Origin of the sequence: Microbacterium sp. MYb72 (assembly GCF_002979415.1) — a bacterium.
In the GTDB taxonomy this organism is placed as follows: domain Bacteria; phylum Actinomycetota; class Actinomycetes; order Actinomycetales; family Microbacteriaceae; genus Microbacterium; species Microbacterium natoriense.
This window is the reverse complement of sequence record NZ_PCOT01000029.1, coordinates 17,681-32,952: the sequence shown is the minus strand read 5'-3', so window position 1 is coordinate 32,952 and position 15,272 is coordinate 17,681. Positions and strand designations below refer to the sequence as shown.

The following is a 15,272-nucleotide window of genomic DNA, read 5'->3' as shown; positions in this document are numbered from 1 at the left end:
GCTTGTCGATATGCTCCCGAGTTTCCGTGCAGCCCCGAAGCGGGAGCAGAATATGCAGGTGGCGATCGACATCAGCGAGTTCAGCTATCTTCCCGCACAGGCCGAAGCGCTCGGGGTTCCCCTCCCCCGTGTCGAGCGACTCACCCTCTCCCTTCCCGACGGACGCACGCTCAGCGCCCTCCGCTTCGGCACGGAGTCCCCCCGGGTGACGCTCCTGCACGGCGCAGGCCTCAACGCCCATACCTGGGACACCACGGCTCTCGCCGTCCAGCAGCCTCTCCTCGCCATCGATCTCGCCGGCCACGGCGACTCGTCCTGGCGCGACGACCTCGACTACACGCCACGGCCGCTCGCCGCCGACGTCGCTGCGGCGCTCCAGGCATGGACAGACACCCCTCAGCTCGTCGTCGGCCAGTCCCTCGGCGGCCTCACCGCCGCAGCACTCGCCGCCGCGCATCCCGAGCTCGTCGCCGCGGTGATCGTCGTGGACATCACACCGGGAATCGACGTCACCGCCGGCCCCGCGGCTCTGCGCGAGTTCTACGCCGGCCCGACCCACTTCGCCACGCGGGACGAGCTCGTCGACAAGGCCATCTCCCTCGGGTTCGGCGGCACGCGTCCCGAGACCGAGCGCGGCGTCTTCCTGAACACACGGGTGCGCCCCGACGGCCGCGTCGAGTGGAAGCACCACTTCGCGCACCTCGCCGCCCAGGCCCTGGCCGCGCACGACCCCGGGTCCGCGGCATCCCCGTCCGTCCTGCACGAGACCGGCTGGGACGACCTCGCCGCCGTCACCGCCCCGATCACCCTCGTCCGAGCGACGCGGGGCTTCGTCAGCGAAGCGGATGCCGACGAGTGGGAGCGTCGCGTGCCCGGCGCGCGTGCGATCGCGATCGACGCGACCCACAACGTCCAGGAGACGGCGCCGAAGGAGCTCGCCGAGTTCCTCACCCGCGCTTTGTGACGTTCCGTTCCACAGACGACCCTGACCCACCCGACTGATCCCTAGGCTCGATCCACCGGCACACAGCATCTGCCGCACCGAGAGGAAAATCCATGTTCCGTCGCACCCGACGACTCGCGTTGATCTCCGCGATCGCGGCCACCGCCGTGATCCTCAGCGCCTGCACCGGCACCAGCTCCCCTGAGCCCACCGCCACGGCCACCGGCAAGCCCGACCCCGACGCCACCCTGCAGGTCGGGCTCGTCCTCGAGCCGACCAACCTCGACATCCGCCACACCAGCGGCGCCGCCCTCGAGCAGGTCCTCATCGACAACATCTACGAGGGACTGGTCAGCCGCACGCAGGACAACGAGATCGTCGACCGGCTGGCGTCGAAGCACACGGTCTCGGCTGACGGCCTGACCTACACGTTCACGCTGAACGACGGCATCACGTTCCACAACGGCGCGGCGCTCACCTCCGCCGACGTCGTCGCCTCCTACGAGGCCGTGCGTACGGATGCCACCCTGCAGGGCAACTCCGACTTCGCCTCGGTCGCCTCGATCTCGGCGCCCGACGCCGCCACCGTGCAGATCGTGCTCACCGAGCCGAACCAGAACTTCCTCTTCGCGCTCACCGGCCCCGCGGGGCTCGTGTTCCAGGCTGGCGATGCGACCGACCTCAAGACCGCCGAGAACGGCACGGGTCCGTTCACCCTGACCCGCTGGAGCAAGGGCAGCTCGATCACCTTCGGACGCTACGACGCGTACTGGGGCGAAGCCGCCGGCGTCAAGACCGTCGAGTTCCTCTACATCCCCGACTTCACCGCCGGTGTGAACACCGCTCTCGACGGCGGCGTGCAGGTGCTGACGGCGGTCGATCCCAACCTGGTCTCCCAGTTCGAGGGCACCGACTTCACTCTCACCACCGGTCGCACCACCGACAAGGCGACCCTCGCCTTCAACAACAAGAAGGCGCCGCTCGACGACGTGCGGGTGCGTGAGGCCCTCCGCCTCGCCATCGACCACGAGGCGCTCGTCGAGGCCGTGGGCGCCGGCTCCACCCTGTACGGACCGATCCCGGAGCTCGATCCCGGTTACGAGGACCTCTCCGACGTCATCTCCTACGACCCCGAGAAGGCGAAGGCCCTGCTCAAGGAGGCAGGCCAGGAGAAGCTCGAGCTCACCCTGACGATCCCGAACTTCTACGGAACGACCGTGCCGAAGGTGCTGATCTCCGACTTCGCCAAGGTCGGCGTCACCCTCGACGTGAACTCCGTCGAGTTCCCCGCCTGGCTCGAGGACGTCTACACGAACCACGACTACGACCTCAGCTTCGTGCTGCACGTCGAGCCGCGCGACTTCGGCAACTTCGCGAACCCCGACTACTACTTCGGCTACGACAACGCCAAGGTGCAGGAGCTCTACGCCCAGGCGCTGAAGGAGGTCGACGCCGACAAGTCCGCGAAGCTCCTCGAGCAGGCCGCTCGCATCGTGTCCGAGGACCACGCCGCCGACTGGCTCTACAACGGCGCCACCATCACCGCCGTGAGCCCGCAGGTCTCGGGCTTCCCGAAGGACTCGATCAACTCGCGCATCGACCTCAGCGGCGTGACCGTCGCGACCGAGAAGTGACGGCGGCCTCCGCTCCGTGATCCGCTATGCGCTCGTCCGAGGAGCCCTGCTCATCGCAGGGCTCCTCGTGTCGAGCGTGCTCATCTTCCTGACCCTGCGGGTCTTCCCCGGCGACGTCGCCCAGCTCATCGCCGGCACCCAGGCGTCGCCCGCCGAGGTCGAGGCCCTGCGTGAGTCTCTGGGTCTCAACCGCCCGCTGCCGGCCCAGTACGTCGAGTGGATCGGCGGCATCCTCCGCGGCGATCTCGGCACGTCGCTGCTCTCCGGCGCCTCCGTGGGCGAGGAGCTGGCACTCAAGGCACAGGTCACGGTCCCCCTCGGCCTCATGGCCCTGTCCATCGCCGTCCTGATCGCCCTGCCGTTCGGCGTGCTCTCCGCGCTGCAGCGCGGCCGTCGCGGCGGCACCGCCCTGAGCGTCGGGGCGCAGGCGCTGGCCGCGGTCCCCGTGGTCTGGGCGGGCATGATGCTCATCGTCGTGTTCTCGGTGTGGCTGGGGTGGCTGCCCCCTCAGGGCTTCCCCCGCACCGGCTGGTCGACCCCGGGCAAGGCGATCGAGTCGCTGCTCCTCCCCGCGCTCACGATCGGCATCGTCGAGGGCGCCATGCTCATGAGGTTCGTCCGCAGCGCCACCCTCCAGGCCGCGGGGCAGGATTTCGTCCGCACCGCGGCAGCCAAGGGCCTCACCCGCACGCGCGCCCTGATCCAGCACGGCATCCCCGCTGTCGGCCTCTCCATCATCACGGTCCTCGGCCTGCAGGTCGCCGGCATCATCGTGGGCTCCGTCGTCATCGAGCAGCTGTTCACCCTCCCCGGGATCGGGCGGATGCTCGTCGCCGACGTCGGCACTCGGGATCTGGTGAAGGTGCAGAGCGAGCTGCTCGTGCTCACCGGCTTCGTGCTGGTCGTCGGCTTCCTCGTCGACCTCGCCCACCGCGCGATCGATCCTCGGCAGCGGGAGGCCGCATGACCCCGCAGTGGCTCCGCAGACTCTGGAGTACCTCCACGGGACGCTTCGGGCTCGTCGTCGTGGCGGTCGTCGTGCTCCTCGCGCTCGTCTCGCTGTTCTGGACGCCTTTCGACCCCCAGGCCTCGGAGATCAGAGACCGATGGATGCCACCGGGTTGGCCGCACCTGCTCGGCACGGACGACACGGGGCGGGATATCCTGAGCCTGATCATGGCCGGCGCGCGCACGACGGTGTTCGTGAGCGTCGGCGCCGGACTCGTGGCGACGTTCGTGGGCGTCGCCCTCGCGGCCCTCGGCGCGCTCACCGCGCGCTGGCTCCGCGAGACCGTCGCCGTGTTCGTCGACATCCTCATCGCCTTCCCCGTGCTGCTGATCGCGATGATGATCTCGTCGGTGTGGGGCGGCTCGCTGTGGGTCGTGATCTGGTCGGTGGGCATCGGCTTCGGAGTCAACATCGCCCGCGTCACCCGCCCGGAGCTGCGCCGTGTGCAGCAGAGCGACTTCGTGCTCGCGGCCAGAGCATCCGGGCTCACGACGAGGCAGAACCTCGTGCGGCACCTGCTGCCGAACGTCGCTCCCGTGTTCATCGTGCAGCTGTCGTGGTCGATGGCCGTCGCCGTGCTCGCCGAGGCGGGGCTGTCGTATCTCGGCTTCGGCGCCTCCGTCGTCGAGCCGAGCTGGGGCATCCTGCTGTCCGACCTGCAGCGCTACATCGGCGTGCATCCGCTCTCGGTCATCTGGCCGGGTCTCGCGATCACCATCACCGTGCTGGCGCTGAACCTCCTGGGCGACGGGCTCCGCGAGGCCACCGATCCGACGCTGCGTCACCGCGCGGCCGAGGTCCACACCCCGGCGGTGGTCGCATGAGCCTGAGCGTCGACGGCCTCGTCGTCGAGATCGATGGTCGCCGCGTCGTCGACGGCGTGTCCTTCGAGGTCCCCGACGGATCACGGCTGGGGCTGATCGGCGAATCCGGCTCGGGCAAGTCGCTCACCGCCCTGGCGATCCTCGGTCTGCTCCCCGACGGGGCGACGGCATCGGGCAGCATCCGCTGGAACGGCGTCGAGCTGATCGGGATGCCCGACAGGGACCTCGCACGGCTCCGCGGGGATGAGATCGGCATCGTCTTCCAGGAGCCCCGCACCGCTCTCAACCCCATCCGCACCGTCGGACGGCAGATCGCCGAGTCGATCCGCATTCACGAGCGCATCGGACGTCGCGAGGCCAGGGAGCGTGCGATCGCCGAGGCGGCCCGCGTGCGGCTGCCCGATCCGGAGACGATCGTCGACCGCTATCCGCACCAGCTCTCCGGAGGGCAGCGCCAGCGCGTCGCGATCGCGATGGCCCTCGCCTGCCGACCGCGTCTGCTGATCGCCGACGAGCCCACCACCGCCCTGGACGTCACCATCCAGGCCGAGATCCTCTCCCTGCTCCTCGACCTCGTCGAGGAGCAGGGCATGTCGCTGGTCTTCATCACGCACGACCTCGCCGTCCTCGCACAGGTCGCCGTCGACGGCGTGGTGCTCGAGCACGGCCGCGTGGTGGAGTCCGCCCCGGTGGCGACCCTGCTCAGCGCACCGCGCTCGCCGATCACGCAGGGGCTGCTGCGCGATGCGACCGCGACGCTCTGGCGACCGGATGGAGCAGCATCGTGAGCCTCATCGAAGCACGCGCGCTCCGCCGCGACTTCGTGGTGCCGAAGAGGTCCGCGTTCGAGCGCACGCGCACCCAGACGGCGCTCCAGCCCACCGACCTCGACGTCGTCGAAGGCTCCTCCGTCGGCATCATCGGGGAGTCCGGGTCCGGCAAGTCCACCCTGATCCGCCTGCTGCTCGGCCTCGACCGCGCCACGTCGGGCACGGTCGCCGTCGACGGACGCACCGTGGATGCCACGGCGTCCGCCACCTCGCTGCACTGGCTGCGGCGACAGACCGGGCTCGTCTTCCAGGACCCCTACGCCTCCCTCGACCCGCGGATGACCGCAGGGCGCATCATCGGCGAGCCGCTGTGGGCTCTCGGCATCGAGGGCGACCGCCGCGCGAGGGTTCGCGAGGTGCTGGAGCAGGTGGGGCTCGAGCCCGACATGGCCGACCGGTACCCGCACGAATTCTCCGGAGGCCAGCGTCAGCGCATCGCCCTGGCACGCGCGATCGTCCACCGCCCGCGCATCCTCGTGGGAGACGAGCCGCTGTCGGCGCTGGACGTGACCGTGCGCGCGCAGATCCTCGAGCTCCTCGTCGAGCTCCGGCGCACGACGTCGCTGACGCTCATCACGGTCTCGCACGACATCGGGGTCGTGCAGAACCTGTGCGACACGGTCGTCGTCATGAAGGACGGAGCCGTCGTCGAGCGCGGCACCACGGCGGAGGTGCTGCTGTCGCCGACGCAGGACTACACCAGGACCCTGCTGGCGGCCATACCGGTGATCCCGCACCCCGACCGCTGACCCGCGCTGCGCCGCTCAGCGTCCGAACAGACGCCGCCGCCCCGTCGGCGTGAGCGCCTTCTTCATGTACACCGTGCCCAGATCGCGCCCGAACTTGTGGCCGACCCGTCCCATCCGTCCGGCTTCGACGAAGCCGAGCTTCGCGTGCAGCCTGATCGACGCCTCCGCCTTGCTGTCGCTGATCACGGCGACCATCTCACGGATGCCGAGCTGCTGGCAGGCGTCGATCAGCGCCTGCAGGAGCACACCGCCGAGTCCTTTGCCGCCCGCCCCGGGGCCGAGGTAGATCGAGTCCTCGACGGTGTAGCGGTAGGCGTTCTTGCCCGCCCACGGCTGAGCGAGGGCGTACCCGAGGACCACACCCGACGGCGACACCGCGACGAGGAACGGCAGCCCGAGCCTCGTCAGCATGGCGAACTTCTCGCGCCAGTACGGGATGGAGCTGCGCCGCTCGTCGAGGGTGACGACCGAGTTGCTCACGAAGTGGTTGTAGATCTCCCTGACGTGCGGGAGATCGGAGGCGCGTGCGGGGCGGATCGAGTACGAGAACACCTCGGGGGCGGGAGTCGGACGCAGGTGGCGCGGCAGAACACGTCGGCGGTCACCCGGTTCGAACTGCATGCGCTCAGCCTAGAGGCTGCTCTCCGTCGACGCGCCAGTCGACGGCATCCGCGCCCTGCTCCTCCAGCAGGGCGTTCGCGCGGGAGAACGGACGGGAGCCGAAGAAGCCCCGGCTCGCCGACAGCGGAGACGGGTGCGCCGACGCGATCACCGGCGTGCTGCCGAGGAGCGGCTGCAGGTTCGCGGCGTCCCGTCCCCAGAGAATCGCGACGAGCGGGCGGTCCCTGGCGACGAGAGCGCGGATGGCGAGCTCTGTGACCTTCTCCCAGCCCCAGCCCCGATGGGATGCGGCGAGGCCCGGTCGCACGGTGAGCACCCTGTTCAGCAGCAGCACGCCCTGATCGCTCCAGGCCGTGAGGTCGCCGTGCGGGGCCGGGGGGATGCCGAGGTCGCTCTCGCGCTCCTTGTAGATGTTGCCGAGGCTCCTGGGCAGCGGACGGACGTCCCGGTCGACCGCGAAGGAGAGCCCGATGGGATGCCCGGGGGTCGGGTAGGGGTCCTGACCCGTGATGAGCACGCGCACCTCGCTGAGCGGGCGGCGGAAGGCGCGCAGCACGTTCGCCCCCGCGGGGAGATATCCGTGGCCGGCGGCCTGCTCCGCGCGCAGCCGCTCCCCCAGCTCCGTGATCACGTCCTGCGCGGGCGACAGCGCCTCGGCCCAGCCGGGATCGATCTCGCCGTCGGCCGCGAGCTGCGCGAGGGTCCGCCCCGGCATCAGTCGTCCGTGCGCACGCGCAGCGGGCCGCGCGCGAGCAGGTGGTTCGCAGACTGGGCCACGGGGCGCATCGTGATGAGGTCGAGGTTGACGTGCCCGGGAGCATCGAGCGCGTAGGCGATCACGTCGGCGACGTCGCTCGCGGCGAGCGGCGAGACGACTCCGGAGTAGACGGCCTCCGCGGCGACGGCGTCACCGCCGAGACGGTTCAGCGCGAACTCCTCGGTCTGCACCATGCCCGGCGCCACCTCGGACACACGGATCGGCTCGCCGTTCAGCTCCAGGCGCAGCGCGTGCACCAGCATCGCCTCCGCTGCCTTCGCGGCGTTGTAGCCGCCTCCGCCGGCGTAGGCGAGCTGCGCCGCCGTCGACGTGACGAACACCGTGTCGGCGTGCCCGTCGACCGCGGCGGCTCGCCGTAGGAGCGGCAGCAGGCCCTTGACCAGGCGCTGCGTGGACAGCACGTTCGCGTCGTACATCCACTGCCAGTCCTCGGTCGAGGCGTCCTCGATGCGGTCGGTGCCCCTGGCGCCGCCCGCGACCTGCACGAGAGCGTGCACGGGGCCGCTCGCCTCGACATCCGCGACGAGCGCGGCCACGGCATCCGCATCGGTGAGGTCGCACGGGATCACCTGCGCACCGGTCTCCGCGGCGAGCGCCGCCAGCCGGTCAGCGCGTCGCGCCACGCCGACGACGTCCCAGCCCCGGGCGCGGAGCACACGCACCGTCGCCTCGCCGATCCCCGAACTCGCACCCGTCACCACTGCACGTCTGCCTGTCATGCCTCCACCGTATCCGGGACGCGCGGATCGCGCGGCAGGACCCTCAGACCGTGTCTCCCTGCCGTCACTGCGCGTCGGGAGCGGGAGCCGCTCCCCTGCCCTCTTCCACGGCCGCGCCGATCTGCGGCACTCCGATGATGGATGCGGCCAGCATCCGAGGATGCCTCCGAGGTGTTACGTCACATTTCCCCGTCCTTGTTGACAACGGCCGATATTCCGTACTGTCTCAACAACGGCATTCGCCACAGACCTCTTCAACAGTTCCAGGGGGAACACATGTCCGCACCCGAGACCTGGCGTTTCGAGACCAAGCAGATCCACTCCGGCGCCGCACCCGACCCCGTCACCAAGGCCCGGGCCACGCCGATCTACCAGACCACGTCCTACGTGTTCGACAGCGCGGACCACGCAGCCAACCTCTTCGCCCTGGCCGAGTTCGGCAACATCTACACCCGCATCCAGAACCCGACCCAAGACGTCCTGGAGCAGCGCCTCGCGGCCCTCGAAGGGGGCACCGGCGCCCTCGTGCTCTCCAGCGGCCAGGCGGCGTCGACCTTCGCCATCCTGAACATCGCCGAGGCCGGCGACCACTTCGTCGCCTCCAGCTCGATCTACGGCGGCACCTACAACCTCTTCAAGTACACGCTCGCCAAGCTCGGCATCGAGGTCACCTTCGTCGAGAACCAGGACGACCCCGAGGAGTGGCGTCGCGCCGTCCGCCCGAACACCAAGCTGTTCTTCGCGGAGACGATCGGCAACCCGCAGATCAACATCCTCGACATCCGCGCCGTCGCCGACATCGCGCACGAGAGCGGAGTGCCGCTCATCGTCGACAACACGATCGCCACGCCGTACCTGATCCGCCCGTTCGAGCACGGTGCGGACATCGTCATCCACTCGGTGACGAAGTTCCTCGGCGGCCACGGCACCACCATCGGCGGCGTCATCGTCGACGGCGGCAAGTTCGAGTGGTCGAAGAACGTCGAGAAGTTCCCCGGCCTCACGGTTCCCGACCCCTCGTACCACGGCGCAAGCTACACGGCCGCGGTCGGCGACGCCCTCGCCTACATCATCAAGGCCCGCGTGCAGCTGCTCCGTGACCTCGGCTCGGCCATCGCCCCGCAGAGCGCCTGGAACCTCATCCAGGGCGTCGAGACGCTGTCGCTGCGCATCGAGCGCCACGTGCAGAACGCACAGGAGATCGCCGAGTGGCTCGACAACCGCGATGACGTCGCGACCGTCAACTACTCTGGGCTGCCGTCGTCGCCCTGGTACGCCAAGGCGAACGAGTACGCCCCCAAGGGCGTCGGCGCCGTGCTCTCCTTCGAGCTGAAGGGCGGCGTGGAGGCCGGTCGCGAGTTCGTGAACAGCCTGTCCCTGTTCAGCCACCTCGCCAACATCGGCGACGTGCGCTCGCTCGTCATCCACCCCGCATCGACCACGCACGCGCAGCTCACCCCCGAGCAGCAGCTCACCGCTGGCGTCACGCCGGGTCTTGTGCGCCTGTCGGTCGGCATCGAGAACATCGACGATCTGAAGGCCGATCTCGACCAGGCCCTCGCCGCGGCTCGCCGCGTGTCGGAGGCTGCACGCGCCTGATCGACTCCACAGACGCAGAGATGCCCCGGGTTTCGGCTCGGGGCATCTCTGCGTGCGGCCGCGCCGACCTCTGCTCGGCAGGCGCACAGGCGGGGCCCACGAGAATGGAAGACCCCGCCCTGCCGTGAGGAGCACATGATCGACGCCGACACCCGGACCGCCGTGGTCCGGAGACCCCGGACGCGGGCCGCGCGGACCCTCGCCGTCGCCTGCTTCCTCCTGCTCGTCGCCGTCGTGTGCACATGGATTCCCGGGCCGATCGGCACGGCCGGAGCCGCAGCGCTGCCGTGGCTCGGCGCGGCGCTGCTCGTCGTGGCGGTGCTGGCGCTGCTGCTCGCCCGCCGCGTGCTCCTCGTCCTGCTCGTCCCCGTCGTCGTCTGGGCGATGGCGATGGCGCCCGCCCTTCCCTCCTTCGGGGCCGCCGGCACTCCCGCCCTCACGATCGTGAGCCAGAACGTCCGGGCGCACTCCGGCGGCGCCGCGGCATCCGCCGACGAGCTCGCCGACACCGGCGCCGACGTGATCGCGCTGGTCGAGCTCGACGGCGACAGCCTCGCCGTCGCCGAAGGCGCGCTCGCCGAACGCTATCCGCACTCCTACGCGGTGGGCACCGTGGGGATCTGGAGCAGGTATCCGCTCGCGGATGCCGAGCCCCTCACCCTCGGCCTCGGATGGAAGCGGGCGATCAGGGTCACGGTCGAGGCTCCGGATGCCGCCACCGAGGTCTACGTGCTGCACGCGGCGTCCGTGCGACCCGGGCATCAGGACGCCCGCGACACCATGCTGTCGGGGCTGGCGGCGACCGTCGCCGCCGACCCTGCGGAATCCCTCATCGTCGTCGGCGACTTCAACGCGGCGTCGACGGATCCCGCGCTGAACCCCCTGCGCGGAGAGCTGGACTGGGTGCGCCCCACCGATGCGAGCCTGGGGCTGACCTGGCCCGCCGCCTTCCCCCTCACCCGCATCGATCAGGTCTTCACCCGGGGGCTGAGCACGATCTCGTCCACGACACTCCCGGCGGGCAACAGCGATCACCTCGCCACGAAGACCGTTCTCGGCCGATAGCCGCGACTCTTCCGCGTAACCTTCGCCGCGGGGCCCGCCGCCCGGGCGAGAATGGAACCATGGACTGGCAGACGACCTCTGAGGACACGGTGCCGTCGGCGCCGGTGACGGAGGCCGACGTCCGCCTTCTGCGCGCACGCCCCCCGGCGACCGGGGCCTGGCGCGACGGCGACACGATCGGCGGACGCAGGTTCGCGTCCTTCGGCGCGTTCGGCACGGAGAGCGGCGTGGAGCTGCCCGGCATCCGACTCGCCTTCGAGACCTGGGGCGAGCTGAACGCCGCGCGCAGCAACGCGATCCTCGTGCTGCACGCCCTCACCGGAGACAGCCACCTCCGCGGCGACGCGGGGGCAGGGCATCCGACCGCCGGCTGGTGGGAGGACATCGTCGGTCCCGGCGCCCCCCTCGACACCGACGAGTGGTTCGTGATCGCGCCCAACATGCTCGGAGGATGCCAGGGCTCGACGGGCCCGGCGAGCATCGCCCCCGACGGCTACGAGTGGGCCTCGCGGTTCCCGTACCTGACGATCCGCGACCAGGTGGCGGCGCAGGTGCGCCTCGCCGACGCGTTCGGCATCGACACCTGGGCCGCGGTCATCGGCGGCTCGATGGGCGGCATGCACGCGCTCGAATGGGCGATCTCCCACCCCGAGCGCGTCGATCGCCTCGCCGTGCTCTCCTCTCCTCCGGTCACCACGGCCGACCAGATCGCCCTGAACACGGTCCAGCTCGAGACCGTGCGGATGGATCCGCGGTTCCAGGGCGGTGAGTACTACGACCTCGCAGACGGCGACGGCCCGCACAGGGGGCTCGCCCTCGCTCGTCGCATGGCTCTGCTGAACTACCGCAGCCCGATCGAGCTCAACCAGCGTTTCCAGCGCTCGTGGCAGTCCGACGTGTCGCCGCTCGGCCACGGCGGACGCTTCGCCGTGGAGTCGTACCTCGACTTCCACGGCAACAAGTTCACGCGGCGCTTCGACGCGAACAGCTACATCACTCTCGTCGAGGCCATGAACTCGCACGACGTCGGTCGCGACCGCGGCGGCGTCGAGGAGGCGCTCCGCACGGTCACCGCGACGACGCTCGTCCTCGGGATCGACAGCGACCGGCTGTTCCCCGTCGACGGGCAGCACCGCATCGCCCGCAGCATCCCGAACACGCTCGACGGAAACGACGCCGTCGTGCTCACCAGCGACTTCGGCCACGACGGCTTCCTCATCGAGACAGATGCCGTCGGCCGCCACCTACGACGGCTGCTCGGCAGCTAGGGTCCAGGGCAGCGTCCTGGTCTCGAGGGCGAGCCCGTCCCACCGGAACGCCGAGCCGTCGATGCGGGTGCGGTAGAACGCGACCTCCGCGGTCGTGATCGCGTCCGCGGCTCGTGCGAACCCGAGCAGACCGTGGAGCGTCATCCACGTCGGAGGGAACAGCGACCACTCCCCCGCGCCGTGCCGCGCGAGCGCGTCCGCAGGTCGCACCCAGGCCACGTCTGCGACCTCGGCGGCAGAGGGCCGCACCTCGTCGTCGAGGGATGTGGCGAGGAAGAACCAGGTGCGGAAGCGCTTCGGGGCCTCGGCGGGCGGTGTCCAGCACGACAGCACCGTCAGATCGTCGATGACGACCCCGACCTCCTCGAACGCCTCGCGGGCGGCCGCCCTGCGCGCGTCCTCCTGCTCCGTCCCGCCGGGTGCCCGATCGGATGCCTCGACCGCTCCACCGGGGAACACCCACGCACCGGCGAACGAGCCGCGGTCAGGGCGGCGCATGAGCAGCGTCTCCGGACCGGCATCGGTGTCGCGCAGCAGCACGACGGTTCCGGCGACGGGAAGGTCTTCGGGGGCGTCCACCCCCACACTCTACGACCGGACGATCGCCGTCTTCCGCGACTCCACGCGGAAGGAGAGCAGGGCGATCAGCAGTCCGGCCACCGCGAGCGCCGCGCCGGTCCACGACGGCGCGGTGAAGCCCCAGCCCGCGGCGATCACGAGGCCGCCGAGGAACGCCCCCATGCTGTTGCCGATGTTGAGCGCCGAGTGGTTGAGCGCCGCGGCGATCGACTGGTTGTCTTCGGCCACGTCCATCAGGCGGGTCTGGATCGTCGGAGCGAGGACCGAGGACACGAATCCGACGACGAAGACGAGCACGGCGAGAGACACGATCCAGAACGAGAGCGCGGCGAGCAGCGCGAACACGGCCGCCATGATCGCGAGGCCGAACAGCAGGGTGCGCCGGAGATCGATGTCGGCGAGGTGACCCCCGACGATGTTGCCTCCGGTCATGCCGAGCCCCATCAGGACGAGCACGATGGGCACGACCCACTCCGGCGAACCGGCGACCTCCGTGACGAGAGGGGCGATGTAGCTGTAGACCGCGAAGAATCCGCCGAAGCCGATGGCGCCGACGCCGAGGGCGAACCACACCTGCGGGATGCGGAACACCCGCAGCTCGGAGCGCATCGTGCGCCCCGGCTCGCCCGGGTGCTCCGGCACGAAGAACGAGATGCACAGCGTCGCGAGGGCGAAGACCAGGGCGACCACGCCGAACGCGGCGCGCCAGCCCCACTGCTGGCCGAGGAAGGTCCCGAGCGGCACGCCCACGACGTTCGCGACCGTGAGGCCGGTCAGGATGAAGGCGACGCCCTTGGCCCTGTTGCCCGGGCCCATGACGTCGGCCGCCACGAGAGCGCCGATGCCGAAATAGGCTCCGTGCGGGAGGCCGGCGAGGAAGCGCGAGGCCCCGACGAGCTCGAACGTCGGCAGCACCACGGTGAGGGCGTTGAAGACGGTGAGGGCCAGGGCGAGGCCGATCATGACACGGTGCCGAGGGAAGCGGGCCACGAACCCGGCGATCGTCGGCGCACCCACCACCACACCGAGCGCGTAGAGGGAGATCAGCCAGCCGGCCTGGCTCAGCGCGTCCTCCGGGCTCGACGCCCACAGGGTCGGCAGAAGGTCGCCGGCGATGTCAGGGAGCAGGCCCATCACGACGAACTCGGTCATGCCGATGCCGAAACTGCCGATAGCGAGAGAGAGGAGCGCCCTCTTCGCCGCACCCCTCGTGTCAGTCGAGGGATTCACCCGTAAAGACTACCGGTCGCGCGCGATCACTCGGGCAGCCAGCCGCGGTAGATCAGCTCCGCGCCGTCGTGGCCGCGAGCGGCGTCCCAGAGATCCAGCCAGCGGCGCCTCGTCCCTGCGGGTCTCCACGGATCGGGACGCAGCTCGCTCGGGATCAGCGGGTCGTCTCGGAGCGCGAGCTCCAACGCATCGGCCAGGCGGAGCTGGCGGGCGACCGGCGACAACCCCGCAGGCAGGGCCACGAGCGCGCGATCGAGCTCCGCGTACGCAGCGAGGGTGGGCTGCGCCGGCCACAGCGACTCCACGATCTCCTGCGGATCCGTGACCCCCCTCATCGTGAGGTCGCCGGATGCGGCTGTCACGAGATACGGACCGGCGCCGGCCGGAAGGAACGCGGTCAGGTCGTGCGGCGTCACGTACAGGCCCGTCGAGAAGGGAGCGGCCCCGAGACTCACGATGTCTCTGCGGAACGCGTCGCGGATCGCACGGTGCGACTCCGGTGCGCTGATGCCGAGGAGCCGCCAGAATCCGTCCCAGGGCGCCTGCCCCGCGTCCTGGGCGAAGGCCAGCCGGACCGCGATCCGGTCGATGTCCAGCCGTGCTCGTCCGGACTCCGTGAGCTCGACGACTCCCGCACGTCCGCGACCGCGCTGCTCGAGCTCACCGGCGGAGATGAGGCGCCTGAGCGCCAGCCTCACGGGCTGGTCCTCGATCCCCAGTTCGTTCGCGGTGGCGTAGATCAGAGCGAGGTCGACCTCGCCGGCGAACGGCAGGTGCGCTTCGATCAGGGTGCGCGGCGAGATCTGGTCGGTCATGAAGACAGCTCCTTGGTCAGCACCGTGTATCGATCGAAACCGTACACGAACCCCAGGAGACCCAGAGCGCCCGACTCGATCGGCACGAAGCCGCGACGCATGTACAGCGCGCGGGCGCGGGGGTTGCTGTCGACCACCGACAACCGCACGGACGTCGCACCCCTGTTCCGGGCAAGACGCTCTGCGACATCGAGAAGCGAGGTGCCGATGCCTGCACCGCGCTGGTCGGCGTCGACGCAGATCCCGTCGAGCACGAGCGAGCCGGGATGCTCTTCGCGAGCGAGCACGCTGAGGACGAGTGCCGCGCGCAGCGCTCCCCCGATCGAGAGGTGGCTGCGCAGGGACTTCATGCTCAGCTCCACGGCGCCGGTGCCATCCGCGTGGAAGCCGCACACGCCGACGACGCCTCCCTCGGATCGCGCGACGAGCATCCGATCCGAGCGCATCGCCGCACGGATCACGCGGAGCCCCACGGCATCGTCGCCGAAGGCGGGACGCAGCTTCCTCCGGAACGCCTCCCAGTACAGCGCGCCGATGCCCTCCCGCTCGGACTCGTCGAATCCGAGGTCGATCTGCACAGCGTTCATGGTTCATTTCTATCAGATAGGC

The 15,272-nt window shown here is 70.3% G+C and carries 16 protein-coding genes; 9 read left to right on the top strand and 7 right to left on the bottom strand.

What is annotated here, in order from left to right; genetic code table 11:
• Positions 1-52 precede the first annotated feature (52 nt).
• The 6 genes from CQ047_RS14900 to CQ047_RS14875 all read left to right on the top strand — a co-directional run bounded on the left by CQ047_RS14900 (position 53) and on the right by CQ047_RS14875 (position 5,989).
• A complete protein-coding gene (locus CQ047_RS14900; protein WP_105676534.1) occupies positions 53-964 on the top strand; it encodes an alpha/beta fold hydrolase in 912 nt (303 codons plus the stop codon).
• 92 nt (positions 965-1,056) lie between these two features.
• Entirely contained in the window at positions 1,057-2,577 is a 1,521-nt protein-coding gene (locus CQ047_RS14895) for an ABC transporter substrate-binding protein (protein ID WP_105676532.1), read from the top strand.
• Between the two features lie 16 nt (positions 2,578-2,593).
• On the top strand, positions 2,594-3,544 hold the full coding sequence (locus CQ047_RS14890) for an ABC transporter permease (protein WP_105676531.1): 951 nt from the start codon (positions 2,594-2,596) through the stop codon (positions 3,542-3,544).
• Complete coding sequence (locus tag CQ047_RS14885) at positions 3,541-4,410, top strand: ABC transporter permease (RefSeq protein ID WP_105676530.1); 870 nt, start codon at positions 3,541-3,543, stop codon at positions 4,408-4,410. Before CQ047_RS14890 ends, CQ047_RS14885 begins: the two co-directional genes overlap by 4 nt.
• Positions 4,407-5,198 carry an ABC transporter ATP-binding protein gene (locus CQ047_RS14880; RefSeq protein WP_105676528.1) on the top strand — a complete coding sequence of 264 codons (792 nt, stop codon included), beginning with the start codon at positions 4,407-4,409 and terminating at the stop codon, positions 5,196-5,198. Before CQ047_RS14885 ends, CQ047_RS14880 begins: the two co-directional genes overlap by 4 nt.
• Positions 5,195-5,989, top strand: a complete 795-nt coding sequence (locus CQ047_RS14875) for an ABC transporter ATP-binding protein (protein ID WP_105676527.1) — start codon at positions 5,195-5,197, stop codon at positions 5,987-5,989. The genes CQ047_RS14880 and CQ047_RS14875 overlap by 4 nt, the downstream gene beginning before the upstream one ends.
• Positions 5,990-6,004: 15 nt before the next feature.
• Here CQ047_RS14875 and CQ047_RS14870 read toward each other — a convergent pair whose 3' ends face one another.
• From CQ047_RS14870 to CQ047_RS14860, 3 genes are read right to left on the bottom strand one after another with little or no spacing between them, the layout of a single operon-like run.
• On the bottom strand, positions 6,005-6,610 hold the full coding sequence (locus CQ047_RS14870; RefSeq protein ID WP_105676526.1) for a GNAT family N-acetyltransferase: 606 nt from the start codon (positions 6,608-6,610) through the stop codon (positions 6,005-6,007).
• Between the two features lie 4 nt (positions 6,611-6,614).
• Entirely contained in the window at positions 6,615-7,325 is a 711-nt protein-coding gene (locus tag CQ047_RS14865; RefSeq protein WP_105676525.1) for a uracil-DNA glycosylase, read from the bottom strand.
• Positions 7,325-8,107 carry an SDR family oxidoreductase gene (locus tag CQ047_RS14860; RefSeq protein ID WP_181155960.1) on the bottom strand — a complete coding sequence of 261 codons (783 nt, stop codon included), beginning with the start codon at positions 8,105-8,107 and terminating at the stop codon, positions 7,325-7,327. The genes CQ047_RS14865 and CQ047_RS14860 overlap by 1 nt, the downstream gene beginning before the upstream one ends.
• A 276-nt stretch (positions 8,108-8,383) precedes the next feature.
• On the opposite strand from CQ047_RS14860, the gene CQ047_RS14855 reads away from it, so the two are divergent.
• The 3 genes from CQ047_RS14855 to CQ047_RS14845 all read left to right on the top strand — a co-directional run bounded on the left by CQ047_RS14855 (position 8,384) and on the right by CQ047_RS14845 (position 12,039).
• Positions 8,384-9,706 (top strand): bifunctional o-acetylhomoserine/o-acetylserine sulfhydrylase, encoded by a 1,323-nt coding sequence (locus CQ047_RS14855; protein ID WP_105676523.1) that lies wholly within the window; start codon positions 8,384-8,386, stop codon positions 9,704-9,706.
• A 135-nt stretch (positions 9,707-9,841) separates the two neighbouring features.
• Positions 9,842-10,771, top strand: a complete 930-nt coding sequence (locus CQ047_RS14850; RefSeq protein ID WP_105676522.1) for an endonuclease/exonuclease/phosphatase family protein — start codon at positions 9,842-9,844, stop codon at positions 10,769-10,771.
• Positions 10,772-10,830: 59 nt separating this feature from the next.
• Positions 10,831-12,039, top strand: a complete 1,209-nt coding sequence (locus tag CQ047_RS14845; protein WP_105676521.1) for a homoserine O-acetyltransferase — start codon at positions 10,831-10,833, stop codon at positions 12,037-12,039.
• Here CQ047_RS14845 and CQ047_RS14840 read toward each other — a convergent pair.
• Genes CQ047_RS14840 through CQ047_RS14825 form a run of 4 tightly spaced genes read right to left on the bottom strand, consistent with a single transcriptional unit; the run spans position 12,016 to position 15,250 of the window.
• Positions 12,016-12,618 (bottom strand): NUDIX domain-containing protein, encoded by a 603-nt coding sequence (locus tag CQ047_RS14840; RefSeq protein ID WP_105676519.1) that lies wholly within the window; start codon positions 12,616-12,618, stop codon positions 12,016-12,018. The genes CQ047_RS14845 and CQ047_RS14840 overlap by 24 nt on opposite strands.
• 9 nt (positions 12,619-12,627) lie before the next feature.
• Positions 12,628-13,848 carry an MFS transporter gene (locus CQ047_RS14835; RefSeq protein WP_105676518.1) on the bottom strand — a complete coding sequence of 407 codons (1,221 nt, stop codon included), beginning with the start codon at positions 13,846-13,848 and terminating at the stop codon, positions 12,628-12,630.
• 26 nt (positions 13,849-13,874) lie between these two features.
• A complete protein-coding gene (locus tag CQ047_RS14830; protein ID WP_105676517.1) occupies positions 13,875-14,663 on the bottom strand; it encodes a PaaX family transcriptional regulator in 789 nt (262 codons plus the stop codon).
• Positions 14,660-15,250: a GNAT family N-acetyltransferase gene (locus tag CQ047_RS14825; RefSeq protein ID WP_105676516.1), complete on the bottom strand. Its 591-nt coding sequence runs from the start codon at positions 15,248-15,250 to the stop codon at positions 14,660-14,662. Before CQ047_RS14825 ends, CQ047_RS14830 begins: the two co-directional genes overlap by 4 nt.
• Between the last annotated feature and the right edge of the window lie 22 nt (positions 15,251-15,272).

Excerpts from the sequence above, each read along its gene's own strand:
- CQ047_RS14895 (WP_105676532.1), top strand. The coding sequence starts at position 1,057 with ATGTTCCGTCGCACCCGACGACTCGCGTTGATCTCCGCGATCGCGGCC.
- CQ047_RS14865 (WP_105676525.1), bottom strand. The coding sequence starts at position 7,325 with ATGCCGGGGCGGACCCTCGCGCAGCTCGCGGCCGACGGCGAGATCGAT.
- CQ047_RS14830 (WP_105676517.1), bottom strand. The coding sequence starts at position 14,663 with ATGACCGACCAGATCTCGCCGCGCACCCTGATCGAAGCGCACCTGCCG.
- CQ047_RS14850 (WP_105676522.1), top strand. The coding sequence starts at position 9,842 with ATGATCGACGCCGACACCCGGACCGCCGTGGTCCGGAGACCCCGGACG.
- CQ047_RS14855 (WP_105676523.1), top strand. The coding sequence starts at position 8,384 with ATGTCCGCACCCGAGACCTGGCGTTTCGAGACCAAGCAGATCCACTCC.
- CQ047_RS14885 (WP_105676530.1), top strand. The coding sequence starts at position 3,541 with ATGACCCCGCAGTGGCTCCGCAGACTCTGGAGTACCTCCACGGGACGC.
- CQ047_RS14825 (WP_105676516.1), bottom strand. The coding sequence starts at position 15,250 with ATGAACGCTGTGCAGATCGACCTCGGATTCGACGAGTCCGAGCGGGAG.
- CQ047_RS14860 (WP_181155960.1), bottom strand. The coding sequence starts at position 8,107 with ATGACAGGCAGACGTGCAGTGGTGACGGGTGCGAGTTCGGGGATCGGC.
- CQ047_RS14845 (WP_105676521.1), top strand. The coding sequence starts at position 10,831 with ATGGACTGGCAGACGACCTCTGAGGACACGGTGCCGTCGGCGCCGGTG.
- CQ047_RS14870 (WP_105676526.1), bottom strand. The coding sequence starts at position 6,610 with ATGCAGTTCGAACCGGGTGACCGCCGACGTGTTCTGCCGCGCCACCTG.
- CQ047_RS14900 (WP_105676534.1), top strand. The coding sequence starts at position 53 with ATGCAGGTGGCGATCGACATCAGCGAGTTCAGCTATCTTCCCGCACAG.
- CQ047_RS14880 (WP_105676528.1), top strand. The coding sequence starts at position 4,407 with ATGAGCCTGAGCGTCGACGGCCTCGTCGTCGAGATCGATGGTCGCCGC.